The 12963-nt window shown below is 73.5% G+C and carries 8 protein-coding genes; 3 read left to right on the forward strand and 5 right to left on the reverse strand.

All coding sequences use genetic code 11. The annotated features are described in order from the left end of the window. Positions 1-26: 26 nt before the first annotated feature. Positions 27-1061, reverse strand: coding sequence for a ferrochelatase (locus ACYVHU_RS17615; protein WP_078762493.1), 1035 nt, complete (start codon positions 1059-1061; stop codon positions 27-29). 113 nt (positions 1062-1174) lie between these two features. Here ACYVHU_RS17615 and ACYVHU_RS17620 point away from each other — a divergent pair, with 113 nt between their 5' ends. Continuing rightward, on the forward strand, positions 1175-2476 hold the full coding sequence (locus ACYVHU_RS17620) for a D-arabinono-1,4-lactone oxidase (RefSeq protein WP_078762492.1): 1302 nt from the start codon (positions 1175-1177) through the stop codon (positions 2474-2476). Between the two features lie 65 nt (positions 2477-2541). On the opposite strand, the gene ACYVHU_RS17625 is transcribed toward ACYVHU_RS17620, so the two are convergent. Then, on the reverse strand, positions 2542-3651 hold the full coding sequence (locus tag ACYVHU_RS17625) for a hypothetical protein (protein ID WP_078762491.1): 1110 nt from the start codon (positions 3649-3651) through the stop codon (positions 2542-2544). Positions 3652-4208: 557 nt separating this feature from the next. Here ACYVHU_RS17625 and sepH point away from each other — a divergent pair. Next, positions 4209-5234, forward strand: a complete 1026-nt coding sequence (sepH, locus tag ACYVHU_RS17630) for a septation protein SepH (RefSeq protein WP_498949037.1) — start codon at positions 4209-4211, stop codon at positions 5232-5234. Positions 5235-5246: 12 nt separating this feature from the next. Here sepH and ACYVHU_RS17635 read toward each other — a convergent pair whose 3' ends face one another. The 3 genes from ACYVHU_RS17635 to ACYVHU_RS17645 all read right to left on the reverse strand — a co-directional run bounded on the left by ACYVHU_RS17635 (position 5247) and on the right by ACYVHU_RS17645 (position 11659). Further along, on the reverse strand, positions 5247-7001 hold the full coding sequence (locus ACYVHU_RS17635; protein WP_498949038.1) for a PH domain-containing protein: 1755 nt from the start codon (positions 6999-7001) through the stop codon (positions 5247-5249). Beyond that, positions 6998-7516: a PH domain-containing protein gene (locus tag ACYVHU_RS17640; RefSeq protein WP_235001030.1), complete on the reverse strand. Its 519-nt coding sequence runs from the start codon at positions 7514-7516 to the stop codon at positions 6998-7000. The genes ACYVHU_RS17635 and ACYVHU_RS17640 overlap by 4 nt, the downstream gene beginning before the upstream one ends. An 816-nt stretch (positions 7517-8332) precedes the next feature. Beyond that, positions 8333-11659 (reverse strand): AfsR/SARP family transcriptional regulator, encoded by a 3327-nt coding sequence (locus ACYVHU_RS17645; RefSeq protein WP_498949039.1) that lies wholly within the window; start codon positions 11657-11659, stop codon positions 8333-8335. A gap of 235 nt (positions 11660-11894) precedes the next feature. On the opposite strand from ACYVHU_RS17645, the gene ACYVHU_RS17650 reads away from it, so the two are divergent. Further along, complete coding sequence (locus tag ACYVHU_RS17650) at positions 11895-12482, forward strand: YbhB/YbcL family Raf kinase inhibitor-like protein (protein ID WP_078762486.1); 588 nt, start codon at positions 11895-11897, stop codon at positions 12480-12482. The last annotated feature ends 481 nt before the right edge of the window (positions 12483-12963 follow it).

Genomic DNA, 12963 nt, shown 5'->3' on the forward strand with positions numbered 1-12963 from the left:
CCATGGGATGTGCGCGGCGGCCGGGGTCAGCGGAGCTTGCAGCAGTCCGGCGGGCAGTCGTGGCACTCGCGGGTGAGCCGGCTCAGCCCCGCGGGCTCGCGTCCCTCGGCCCGTTCCTCGACCAGGTCGCGGACCATCGCCACGAACGCGGGATGGGTGCCCGGGCTCAACGCCCGCTCCATCCGCAGGCCGAGCCGCTCGGCGGTGGCCACCGCCTCGACGTCGAGGTCGTACTTGACCTCCATGTGGTCGGAGACGAAGCCGTAGGGCACCACGACGACGGCCTTGACCCCCTCGGCGGCCAGCTCCTCCATCCGGTCGTTGATGTCGGGTTCCAGCCACGGCTGGCTGGGCGGGCCGCTGCGGCTCTGGTAGACGAGGTCATAGGCGTGCTCCCCGCCGACCCTCTCGGTGATGAGCCGGGCCACCTCGGCGAGCTGGTCGACGTAGGCGCCCTCGGGGCCGTGCTCACGCCGCGGGTCGCCGCTGGCCTGGGCCATCGCGATGGGGATGGAGTGCGCGGAGTAGAGCAGGCGGGCCTCGCCGCGCAGGTCGGCGGGCAGGCGGTCCAGCGCGGCCCGGGTGTGGTCGACGAAGGAGTCGATGAACCCCGGGTGGTCGAAGTAGGGGCGGATCAGGTCGATCTGCGGGGCGTCGGGGCCGACCGCCTCGCGGGCGCGGTCGATGTCCTCCAGGTACTGGCGGTGGCTGGAGTAGTTGCTGTAGGCCGAGGTGGCCAGGGCGACGACCCGCCGCACCCCGTCCTTGGCCATCTGCGCGACCGTCTCGGTCAGGTAGGGGTCCCAGTTGCGGTTGCCCCAGTAGATCGGCAGGTCGACGCCCGCGGCGTCGAAATCGGCGCGGATGGCGTCGATCAGGTCCCGGCACTGCTGGTTGATCGGGCTCACACCACCGAAGAGGAAGTAGTGCTCGCCGACCTCGGCCAGCCGCTCACGGGGGATGCCGCGGCCGCGGGTGACGTTCTCCAGGAAGGGGATGACGTCGTCGGTCTTCTCCGGGCCGCCGAAAGAGATGAGCAGAAACGCGTCGTAGGGCCTCATGGTCTCCATGAAACCAGGTCACGGCCACGACAAAGCCGTGACCCGGCGTAATGGAGGTCACCCGGGCCGGTGACCCTATCCCCTGGCGCCCGGCGTGTGTAGCCTCCTGGACCATGACGAATGTGACGTGGCGCACATGGTCGGGCACCTACGAGACGGTTCCTCAGCGGTGGACCGTTCCTAACAGCACCGCTGACGTGGTCACGGCGCTGCGATCGGCGGCGGCGGAGGGTCTGCGGGTACGCATGGTCGGCACGGGACACTCCTTCACCGGGGTGGCCCTCACCGACGGGCTCCTCCTGGCCCCCAGCGCGCTGACCGCGCTGCGCTCGGTCGACCTCGAAGCCGGCACCGCCACCGTCGAGGCGGGCAGGCCCCTGTGCGACTTCAACGAGGCGCTCGCGGCCCGGGGCCTGGCACTGGCGAACATGGGCGACATCGCGGTGCAGACCATGGCCGGGGCGGTCCAGACCGGCACGCACGGCACCGGACGCGACGCCGGCGGGCTGGCGGCGCAGGTGCGCGCCCTGGAGATGGTGCTCGCCGACGGGCGGGTCGTCACCTGCTCGCCCCGGGAGGAACCCGAGCTGTTCCACGCCGCCCGGGTGGGGCTGGGGGCCTTCGGGATCGTGACCGCGCTGACGATGGCGGTGGAGCCGGCCTTCCTGTTGCACGCCCGTGAGGAGCCCATGCCGCTGGACGAGGTCCTGGAACGGCTGGAGGAACTGCGCGCGGACAACGACCACTTCGAGTTCTTCTGGTTCCCGCACACGGGTCTGACCAACACCAAGCGCAACAACCGCGTGGCCGGACCGGCCGACCCGCTGTCCTCGTTCCGCGCCTGGTTCGACGACGAGTTCCTGTCGAACTCGGTGTTCGAGGTGGTCAACCGGCTGGGACGGCGGGCGCCTCGGGCGATCCCCGCGATCAACCAGGTGTCGGCGCGCGCGCTGTCGGCGCGCTCCTACACCGACGCCTCGTACCGGGTGTTCGCCAGCCCCCGCCGGGTGCGGTTCGTCGAGATGGAGTACGCGATCCCGGCCGATCACCTGCGCGAGGTCCTGCGCAGGATCCGCGCGGTGCTCAAGCGCGGCGACCACCGGATCGGCTTCCCCATCGAGGTGCGCTTCGCCCCCGCCGACGACGTGTGGCTGTCCACCGCCTATGGCCGTGACACCGCCTACGTCGCCGTCCACGTCTACCGGGGCTCCCCCTACCTGGAGTACTTCGGCGACCTGGAGCCGATCTTCACGGAGGTCGGCGGACGGCCCCACTGGGGCAAGATCCACACCCGCGACCGCGCCTATCTCGAATCGGTCTATCCGCGGCTGGGCGACGCGCTGGAGGTGCGGGAACGGGTCGACCCCGAGCGCAGGTTCGCCAACGCCTACCTGGACCAGGTGTTCGGGCCCTGACAGGCGGCCGGGCGCCGCTCCCCGCGGGGAGCGGCGCCCGGCCTCTCGCGTCGCCCACCGGTGCGTCACGGCACCGGCTGGCCCTGCTGCTGCGGAGCGGCCGGTGGGAACGCCCCGCTCCCCTGGCCGCCGCCTCCGGCGCCTTCGTCGGCGCCGCCGTCAAGGCCGTCCTGCCCGTCCTGGCCTCCTTGGCCGTCCTGCCCGGACGTGCCGTCCCCGGTCTCGCCCGACCCCGGCGCGGTGGGTGCGCCGGTCGGGTCGCCTTCGTCTCCCGGGGTCGCGGGGGCCGTGGGATCGGTGGACTCGTCCTGCTGTCCCCAGGGACCGCCCTGGCCTCCGGGCGCCTCGGTGGGGGCCGTGGTGGGCTGGCCGGTCGGCTCCTGCTGGTCCTCGATGCCCGTGTCGGGCCCGGTCTCCTGGGAGGGGGTCTCCTCCGTGGACTGCGCCGCGTTGCCGCCCAGCAACGAGGGCGCGGACCGGCCGTCCTGTCCGTGCACGGTCGCCGTCAGCGTCCGGCCGGAGAACAGCTCGAACGCGGTGATGACGGCCATGACCAACAGGAAGATCCCCACCGCGGGGATGATGATCTCCTTGCGCCGCCACCAGGTGCGGCTGTCCGGCCCTCCCCGGTCCACGCGCTCGTCCGGGAATTCCCCATCGGGGGCGTCGGGACGGGCCGCGCCCGTCTTCCGTCCCGTGGCGAGCAGCTCGGTGGCGTCGTGTCCCTCCGTCCGCCCGGTCGCCGGGAAGACGGTCGTGGGAGCGGCGTCTCCCACCGTGGGGAGCACCCGGGTGGCGGGGTCGTCCCTCTCGGCGGATGTCTCGCCGATCTCGGTCGTCGCCGCCAGCAGCGTGTCGGCGTCGCCGACCCGCCCCGGCCCCGCGGCGCGCAACTCCTCGGTGGCGCTGCGCGGTTCCGGCCGCCGGTTCCTGGTCAGGTGCGCGCGTCCGGCGAAGTCACGGGCCTTGTCCCCGCTTCGGCTCAGGAAGTGCTGGACCACCGCGGTCCCCGCGGTGCTGATGACGCTCATGACCGCGGCGCCGATGATGGTGCCGTAGACACCGAGGTAGGACGCCGCGGTCGCCGCGGTCAGCGTGGCCAGACCGCCACCGACCACCTGCGACATGCTCAGGTCGATGCGTTTTCTCTTCTTCTCGTCCTGGCCTTCGCTCATCCTCCCCCTCCGTCACCGCGCCGGACGCGGTGGTCTCCCCGTTGCTCGTCGGGGTGGCGTGCCCCGTTTGCGGACGCCGGCCGTCGCCGGCGCTTCTCGTCCATAAGTGGACAACTTCCGCCGCGCCCATCGATGTTCCGATAACCAAAAGAGATTTGATAGATCACCTTTGCGCAGCATACGGCGTGTCGATTTGCGTTCAGTCCCGCGATGAGCTCCTGCTTCCCGGCGAAAGGGGCGGAAGTTCCCGACGGAGTGGACCTATCGGGCGGTGGTGCCCGGCGGGAGATAGCATCGCCGTCAGGCGTCAAGACCCGACGGACCGAAACCGTTCCCGGCTGACGGGGATGGGGAGGCCGCCCATGTCAAGATGGGGGACGGCAGGGCCACATCCCCGCCGTTTCAGCATCGCGACGGCGGGCGGCACCGACGGTCCCACGGCCGCGCGGTTCGGACATGCCGGACGGGGTACTGGCCGAACGGGCGTACGCCGACGACACTTGAGACATGGGGGATGGCTTAGGACCTACCCTCGACGGGACGCGAAAGGGAGGGCGATGCAGGAGCTCCGCCTCGTCGCCGTCAGCGAGGACGGCACCTACCTGGTGTTGGCCAGCGCCGGCCGGGGGACCCGTTTCACGCTGCCCGTTGACGACCGTCTCCGCGCCGCCGTGCGCGGCCAGTTCTCCCGGCTCGGCCAGTACGAGATCGAAGTGGAGAATCCGTTGCGCCCCAAGGAGATCCAGGCCAGGATCCGCGCCGGTGAGACCGCGGAGGCCATCGCCGAGGCCGCCGGCATCCCGATCGAGCGTGTGCGCTGGTTCGAGGGTCCGGTGCTACAGGAACGCGAGTACATGGCCCAGCAGGCGCAGCGCGCCACCGTACGCCGGCAGGGCGACGCCGCCCCCGGTCCGGTCCTGGGCGACATCGTCGCCGAGCGCGTCGGCCAGCACCAGATCGAGACCGGCGACGCCACGTGGGACTCCTGGAAACGCGAGGACGGGGCCTGGCAGGTGCAACTGTCCTTCCTGTCCGACGGCGAGGCCCGACTGGCCCACTGGATCTATGAGCCACGCCGCCGCTGTGTGACCCCGGCCGACGACGAGGCCGCCCGTTTCTCCTCCCCCGTCCCCGAGGAACCGCTGGACCTCGGGCCGGGAAGCGCGAACGTGACCCCCTTCGTGCCCCGCCGTCAGCCCATGCGCGAGGCCCCGGCCGCGACGGGCGAGCCCTCCTCGCCCCCGGCCGACCTCGAAGGGGAGGCCGCGCCGCCGGCTCCCGCCGCCTCGTCTTCCGGCCGCGTCTCGATCACCCCCGAGCTCGTCCGCCCGGTCTCGCCCGTGGCCGACTCCGCCCCGGCCTCCCGCCCCGCCGCCACCGACCCCTCGGACCCGGCCGCGCCGGCGGCCCGGACCGAGCAGCCCGCACGCCACCCCGCCCCCTCCCCCGAGGAGGAGACCTCGCTGCCCGCCGCGGCCGCGGGCGGGGGCGGCGCCCAGGCGGCCCGTCGCAAGGGACGTGGCCGACGCGCCTCGGTCCCGTCGTGGGACGAGATCATGTTCGGGGCGAAGAAGCCCGAGTGAGCCCGCGGCCGATCACCCGATCGGCCGGGGCCCGCCGTCGCCCCCGGTGAGCGGCGGCTCCCCTCCGTCCGCGTCCCCCTCGGCCAGGAAGGGCCGCACCATCTCCGGCGTCACCTCCTGGGCGAACGCCACGGAGGCGGCGAACCCGACGTCGATCGCGTCGTAGCCGCCCCGCCCGGCCCCGACGGTGGCCCGCAGCGTCGCCAGACCGGCCCGGCGCTGGAACGGGCTGCTGCTCCACTTCCAACCGATGATCGCGTCGCGCCGCACAACGGACTGTTCCCGACGCAGCGACCCCGACCTGACGCTGACCTGCCGGCCGTCGTACCCGTGCCCGAGGGAACGGTAGCGGTCCAGTCCCAGCGGAACCCCCAGCAGGGCCACCAGCACGCACGCCGCGGCGACCCAGGGCAGGTCCGCCAGCGCGGCGGCGGCTCCCAGCGCCAGGAAGGGCACGATCGCGCGGAACAGCCGGCGGGAGCGGGCGGCGGGCGGATGGGGCGTCAGCGTCCCCCGATAGGGCGTCAACGCCGCTTCGACCACCTCGTGCACCCGCTCGCGCGGGCCGATCGGCAGCAGGGCGGCGCGTGTCGAGACGTCCCCCAGCCCGGTGACGATCGCCCGCAGGCGCACCGCCCGGCGCAGCCGTTCCAACGGGTTGTCGATGAGTTCGTGGCCACGGATGCGGCGGTGTTCCAGGGTCACGCTCTGCCTGGTGAACAGCCCCCGTTCGGTGACCAGGGACTGGTCGCGGCGCCGCAGGGTGAAACCCCAGTTGCCGACCGTGTAGGTGACGACGGCGAAGACCGGCATGAGCAGGATGAGCGTCACCACCCCGGCGATGGCGATGAGTGTCAGCAGCGCCGCGCCGTCGCGCATGAGGAGGGGGATGAGGTCGGCGGCCTCGTCCGCCACGTCGACACCGAGGTCGCCGCCGATCTGCCCCACGAAACCGATCAGGGCGGCCAGCGCGGCGAACGGGGTGAGCAGGTAGCCCAGGCTCAAGACCGCGTAGAGGTACCACCCCGGCGGCATCGAGAAGTAGACGACGTCGTGCGATCCGTCCGTCTCCGGCGTGTTCCCGTCCTCGGGGACCGTCGCCCCCGAAGCGGCGTGGTCGGCCGGGGCCCCGGCCTCCCCGGGCGTCTCCTCACCGCGCAGGACGGCCCTGCGGTGCAACAGGACGTCGCGCAGCCGCTCGGCCTCTTCCCGGGGCACCGCGTCGAGCCGGCCCTCCTCCTCACTGCCCCCGCCCGCGGCGGCCTCGACCTTGACGACGGCAAGGCCGAGCAGCCGGTGCAGCAGGGTGGAGGTGACATCGACCCCACGGATGCGTTCCAGGGGGATGGTCCGCCGAGACCGGTTGAGCAGTCCCTTGCGGATCTCCAGCCGCTGGGCGCCGACCCGGTAGCGGAAGGTCCGCCAGGTGACGAACCCGGTGACCAGCATGCCGAGCAGGACGGCGGCCGAGGAGCCCAGGACCCACGGGTTGAAGTTGCCGGCCACCAGGGCCACGGCGATCGGGACGATGAACGACTTCAGGTACCGGATCGGAGCCGTGATGACCGTCAGCGGGCTCAGCCGGTACTCCGGTTCGGCCTGGGGCAGCGGATCCGGGGACCCGGCCACGGGAGAGCGCTCCTCCCCCGGCCCCTGCGATCCGGCGGCGAACGCGGACCGCGAGGCCTCCTGGGACGTGCTCCCGCCTTCGCCGGCCTCCGGTTCGGGCCGGCCCTCGGCGGCGTGGCGTTCCTCCTCGCCGCTCATGTCGCGTCGTCCCTGAGTTCCCCGGCGCGCGCGGCCAGCTCCTCGGAGAGCTGCCGGGCCTGCGCGGCGTCCAGCCCCTCGATCCGCGAGGAGCCCTCGTGGGAGGCCGTCTGGAACACCAGGGTCGCCACCCCGAACAGGCGCTCCAGCCAGTCCTGGGTGTGGTCCACCGTCTGGATCCGGCCGACCGGGACGAGCTGCCAGTGCCGGTTGAGCCAGCCGACCCTGGTGTAGACGACGTCGGCGGCGATCTCCCACCGGTGCACGCGGTAACGCCACCGGGGCACCACGAGCGTCGCGGCGACCTGGTAGATCCCGTAGAGGGTGGGGATCCACCACAGCCGCTCGGCGATCGGGGCGGGGATCCAGGACCACTCGAAGTACCAGGCGGCCCAGACCAGCGCGGCCAACCCGGCGGTCATGATCAGTGCCCCCATCGCCCGGCGAACGGTCCACACGTGGACCGCGCGCGGCGAGACCCGATTGCGGGGAGGGCGGAGCGTGGCGGTCTTCACCCGTGTGAGTCTAGGGTGTGGCGCGCCCGTGCCGGCCTGCCCCGCCGGGCCGGCCGCGGCCACGGTCCGACCCCACCGTTTCGCCCCTCCGACGCCGGCCTCGCCGGCACGCCGCTGGAGGCCACACCCGGTTCCGCTCCCCATCCCGCCGCCGTATTGGTCCGGGAACCGCCGCGCGGCGCGCTCTCCCGCCGAAGTGACGCGCTCCGGCCGGGATCAGCGGCGGCCGGGGAAGAGAGCCGCGCCCGGCCCGCGGCCTCTCCGCCGGCCTGTTCGTGCCGTGTCGGGCGAGGCCACGGCGGGCGGCCGGCGGCCCAGTGGGGGCGCGTCGTCCCCGACCTCACCGCGCGGCCGACACCCCTCGCGACGGCCGGCACCGGCGTCGCGCCCACCACCGTCACCGAGACGGGGTTCGTCGAGCGCTTCCGCCGGCCGCCGTTCGTCCCCCGGCCTCCCAACGGCGCGATCCCCGGTGACGGGGCGCGCCGCCCGCCGACCGCGACGATGGCGCCGGGCGTCGCGGCAACGGCCAAGGCGGTCATGACGTCCGCGTTCCTCCCGGTTCCTCCCTGGCCGACCCCGACGTCCATGGGACCGTCGCCGCGCGCCGGCGACGGTCAGCGTCTTCGGCCCGCCACGGGCGTTCCCGCGGCCTTCGGCGGCCCCACACACGTGGAGGCCGAGCGGACGCCCGGAGGGGGCGCGCTCGCCCACACCGGGGACGCGACGCCGGACGGCCCGGCCGTCGCGGCGGGACGCGATCCGGCCGATCGCCGGCACCACGGCCTTCGCCCCGGGCAGCCCCCACCGAGCGGGCTACTCCCGATGGGCCGGCCGCGCGCCCGCCGTCCCCTCCTCGCAGGCGCGGCGGTGGTCGCGCAACCAGCCGTCGACCTCGGCGATGATCTGGGCCCGCGTGGCCTGGCGGGCCCGCTCGTGGATCGCGGCCGTGTCGACTTCCCGGAGCGCCTCGCGCACGCGTGCCGCCTCATGACCGGTCAGATCGGGCAGGCCGCGCAACGCCTCGGCGTAGCCCATGAGCGTCGCGGCCCGCTCCTGTCTCCCCTCGGCGACGAACAGCACCGCCACCGTCTCCAGAAGAGCCGCCAGATCGGGGCCGCCCGCGAACCCCTGGGCGCTGTCCCAGGCCGCGGCGAGATGCTCACCGGCCGCCCGATGACGCCCGCGGTCGATGGCGACGCGGGCGTGGTACCAGTGCCAGATGACCTGCAGCTGGGCCCGCAGCGCCACCCCCGTCGACTCCGGAACCGGCAGGAGGCCGCGCAGCACTTCCTCGGCCCGGTCATGGTCGCCGGCCCGCCAGGCCACCTCGACCTCGGCGAGCCGCACGACGGTGGACAGCTGTCCCTCCAGGATCCCGCTGTCCGCAGGCCTCCTGACGGCCCTCAGGTGCGCGTACGCCTGGTCGAGACGGCCCTGCTCGGCCTCCACCGATGCCAACCTGATCCGGAAGACCGCCACGGCGTCGATCAGTCCCATCTCCTCGGCCAGCCGCATGCCCTCGTCCAGGGCGGCGCGTTCGGCCTCGACGTCGGAGAAACGGAGGATCTCGGCCAGCGAGGTCAACACCTGAGCGATCCCCCAGCGGTCCCCGCTCCGTCGGAACCCCTCGACCGCCGCGGTCAACCGCTCTCGGGCGTATTCGGCCCGACCGACCTGGAAGGAGATGATCCCCTCCAGGAAGGCCCGCATCGCCCGCAGCCACGGGTCGTCCTGGCGTGGCCACGCCATGATGCGTTCCAGCGCGGACTCCAACGTGGCCACGGTGCCCAGTCCGCTCACCGCCTCCGTTCCCGCGGCCAGCAGGGCGTGGTAGAGCGGCACGAAGACGAGGTTGGGGTGGTCCTGGAGCTCCTCACCGGCCTCCCCCATCAGTTCCTCGACGCGGGAGAGCAGCGCGTCGATCTCCCCCGGGTCCTCGCCGTCGACGGCCATGACGGTCAGGCATTCGGCGTAGGCGACCACGTGTCCCGCGGTCGGCCGCTCCCCGGCCAGCGCGACGAGCGTCGAGGACCATCGGGCCGCGTCCGACCACCTCCCGCTCGTCTGCCAGTACCACTGGGCCGCGTGGGCCAGGTCGAGTCCGAGCTCGACGTCGCGCCGGTCCGAGGCCCAGCGCAACGCGGCGGTGAGGTTGTCGCACTCGGCGTGCAGCCGCGCCATCCAGCGCAGCTGGTCGGGACCGCGCAGTCGTGGATCGGCCCGGGTCCACAACCTCAGCACCTCCCGGGCGTGGACCTCGCCCACCCTCTCCCGCTCTCCCTCCTCGGCCAGCCGCTCCAGTCCGTAGGCGCGCACCGTCTCCAGCATCCGGTAGCGGGGCGTCTGGGGAGTGTCACCCGGCCGTTCCTCGACGGTGACGAGGGACTTGTCGACGAGGGCGAACAGCGTCGACCAGACGTCGCGTCCGCCTACCAGCCCCGGGGCGCCGGGATCGGCGCAGACGCGCTCCACGGCCTCCAGCGTCGCGCCGTTGGCGAACACGGCCAGGCGCCGCAGCAGCGCCCGTTCCGCGTCGTCGAGCAGGTCCCAGCTCCAGTCGACGACCGCCTGGAGCGTCCGGTGCCGAGGCGACGCGAGGCGCTGCGCGCTGGAGAGCAGGCGGAAGCGGTCCGACAGCCGCGCGGCGAGCAGGGCCGGCGGCATGGCCCGCGCGCGGGCGGCCGCCAGCTCCAACGCCAGGGGGATGCCGTCCAGCTCGCGGCAGATCCGCACGACGTGGCCGACCGATTCGTCGTCGACGGCGAAGCCCGGTGACAGGGCCGCGGCGCGTTCGACGAACAACCGCACCGAGGGGGAGGCCAGCGCCTGGGCCGGGGTCGCGTCGGCCGGGGGCAGCGGAAGGGAGCCGACGGTGACCAGGTGCTCGCCCGCCACGCCGAGCGGTTCGCGGCTGGTGGCGAGCACCCGTACCTCCGGGCAGGCCGCCAGAAGGCGCGCGGTGAACTCCGCGACCTCCCGCACCAGGTGCTCGCAGTTGTCCAGCACCAGCAGGACGGGCCGGTCCGTCAGGGCCTCGCGCAGCCGCTCCAACGGGGTGGAGACGGCCATCGCCCCGCCGACGCCCAGTCCCACCACTGCGCGCTCCCGCAGGCCCAACGCCGCGAGGACCGTGTTGGCGACCGCCGCGCCGTCGGTGACCGGGGCCAGCTCGACGAACCACACCCCCACGGCCCGATGTCGACAGCGCCGCGCGTGACGGGCCGCGGCCTCGATGGACAGCCTGGTCTTCCCCGCCCCTCCGGGGCCGGTGAGCGTGACGAGCCGCTCCCGGGCCAGCAGCCCGATCACCGTCTCCACCTCGGTGTCGCGACCGACGAAGCTGGTCATCTGGTGGGGCAGGCAGACCGTTGCCGAGGACTCGGCAACGGGGGGCCGCCTTCCCCCCGCTTCGTCGCGCAACAGGCGTGTGTGCAGGTCGCGCAGGGGCCGGGACGGGTCGGCACCGAGCTCTTCGGCCAGGTCACGGCGTAGCCGCTCATAGGCCGTCAGCGCCTCGGCCTGCCGCCCGTCGCCGGCCAGTGCCCGCATGAGCAGGCCCACCGGCGGCTCGCTCAGGGGGTCGCGCGCGACCTCGGCCTCGATGTCGGGGAGGGCTTCGGCGTACCGACCCAGGTCCACGAGGGCCTCCAACCGTTCGACGACGGCCGCTCGGCGCAGCCGGGACAGCCGGATGGCGATCCCCTCGGCCGCGTCGACTCCGGCGACGTCGGCCAGCGCCGGTCCCCGCCACAGCGCGAGGGCCGCCGCGTACTCCCGCTCCGCGGCCAGCGGGTCACCGGCGTCGCGGGCCGCCCGGGCCCGTCGCACCGACTCCTCGAAACACCACAGATCGACCTGGTCGGCCTGGATCTCCAAACGGTACCCGCCGGCCTCGCCGCGCACCGGCGCCCGCCGGCCGAGGATCCGGCGCAGCCGCGACACGAGGGCCTGCAGCGCGTTGGCCGCACCCGCGGGCGGGGCGTCGGGCCAGATCCCGTCGACGAGCTGGTCGGCGCCGACCGCGCGACCGGGGTGCAGCAGTAACAGCACGAGCAACGCGCGCAACCTGGCGCCGGCGACGGGGACGTCGCGTCCCTCCACGTCGTGGACCGTCAACGGACCCAGGATCGAAAACCGCACGGTTCCATGGTCACCGATCGGATCGCGCGCCCGGTACCGCGCCGACATGGAGGTGACTCCTTGTCACGCCACGGTTGCACTGTGCGCATCCAGGGTCCGCGTGGGCGTAGACCGCAGTAAGGTTCGGAAGGAACTCCGCCGGGGAGCGGGCCGCCGCCCTTTCTGTCGGGCCGGCCGGCGCGCTCCGGCGGGTGTCCGTCCGTCCCGCCCGATCGCCGCGTTTCGCAGGAGCCCCATGATCCCGGTCGCACGTCTCTCTCCGGTCCCCTGGCGCACCCGAGGGCGCCGGCTGCCCGTCGTGACCGGAGGGGTCGCCGTCCTCCTGGCCGCGTCCACCGGCTGCGGCATCCTGACCGGCGGCGCCAACGGCGAAACGACCGACGACATCACCGTGACCAGCCCGATGATCCGAGAGGGCGAGACGATCCCGGCCCGCTACACCTGCGACGGTGACGGCGTCTCCCCACCGCTGCGCTGGTCCGGCCTGCCTTCGGGGACCGAGTCGATCGCGGTGGTGGTCGACGACCCCGAGGCCGACGCGGGGGCCACGGTGTACTGGGTGGTCTACGGCCTGGACCCGGAGAACCCCGAGCTTCCCGAAGGGGGTGTCCCCCAGCCCGGCCGTCAGGGAGTGAACAGCTCCGGCGCGACCGGCTATGAGCCCCCCTGTCCGTCGGACGGCGACGAGCACGAGTTCCGTTTCACCGTCTACGCGCTCGGTTCGGAGATCGACCTGCCCGAGAGCGCCCCACTGGACGAGGCGCTGGGCGCGATCGCGAGCAACACGCTGGCGCGGGGCCGGCTCAGCGCGACCGGTGGGTGATCCCGGTGGCCGCTCAGGGGACGTGGCGGTGAAATCCGCCACGGTCACCGGCTCCGCCTCGGCTCTCCGGCGCGGATTCACGACATCACGCCTCGGACGGTCACAGCACGCGTCTTCAGCCGCCCACTGCACGCACCACACATCTATGCATAAAGTGGGGCCGTGCCCCCCGTTGATTTTCTGATGACCGAATTCTTTCCGTGTACGCAGTCGCGCCGGAGCGGTCGAGCCTCAGAGCGGACCGCGCCCGGTCGGGCGCGCCTCGCCGGCCACGCCGGGGGGTCCATTTCCCAGCCCGCCGGATCCGGCGGGCACGTCCGGGGCTGCCCCGGCTTCCATCGCGTGCCAGAAGGACCGGTCCGGACGGCCGACCGTCCGGCCGCCCATGTCACGGGCGCGGTCCGTTACCGGCCAGTACCATCACCACCGCCGGTGGCACCTGTTGTCCTCTACAAGGCCATGGGGCCTAGGGTGGTGTGTT

The sequence above is a fragment of the Marinactinospora endophytica genome (assembly GCF_054780875.1).

Bases quoted from the DNA above. Each gene is read 5' to 3' on its own strand.
- ACYVHU_RS17635 (WP_498949038.1), bottom strand. From the start codon at position 7,001: ATGAGCGGCGAGGAGGAACGCCACGCCGCCGAGGGCCGGCCCGAACCG.
- ACYVHU_RS17615 (WP_078762493.1), bottom strand. From the start codon at position 1,061: ATGAGGCCCTACGACGCGTTTCTGCTCATCTCTTTCGGCGGCCCGGAG.
- ACYVHU_RS17650 (WP_078762486.1), top strand. From the start codon at position 11,895: ATGATCCCGGTCGCACGTCTCTCTCCGGTCCCCTGGCGCACCCGAGGG.
- sepH (WP_498949037.1), top strand. From the start codon at position 4,209: ATGCAGGAGCTCCGCCTCGTCGCCGTCAGCGAGGACGGCACCTACCTG.
- ACYVHU_RS17620 (WP_078762492.1), top strand. From the start codon at position 1,175: ATGACGAATGTGACGTGGCGCACATGGTCGGGCACCTACGAGACGGTT.
- ACYVHU_RS17625 (WP_078762491.1), bottom strand. From the start codon at position 3,651: ATGAGCGAAGGCCAGGACGAGAAGAAGAGAAAACGCATCGACCTGAGC.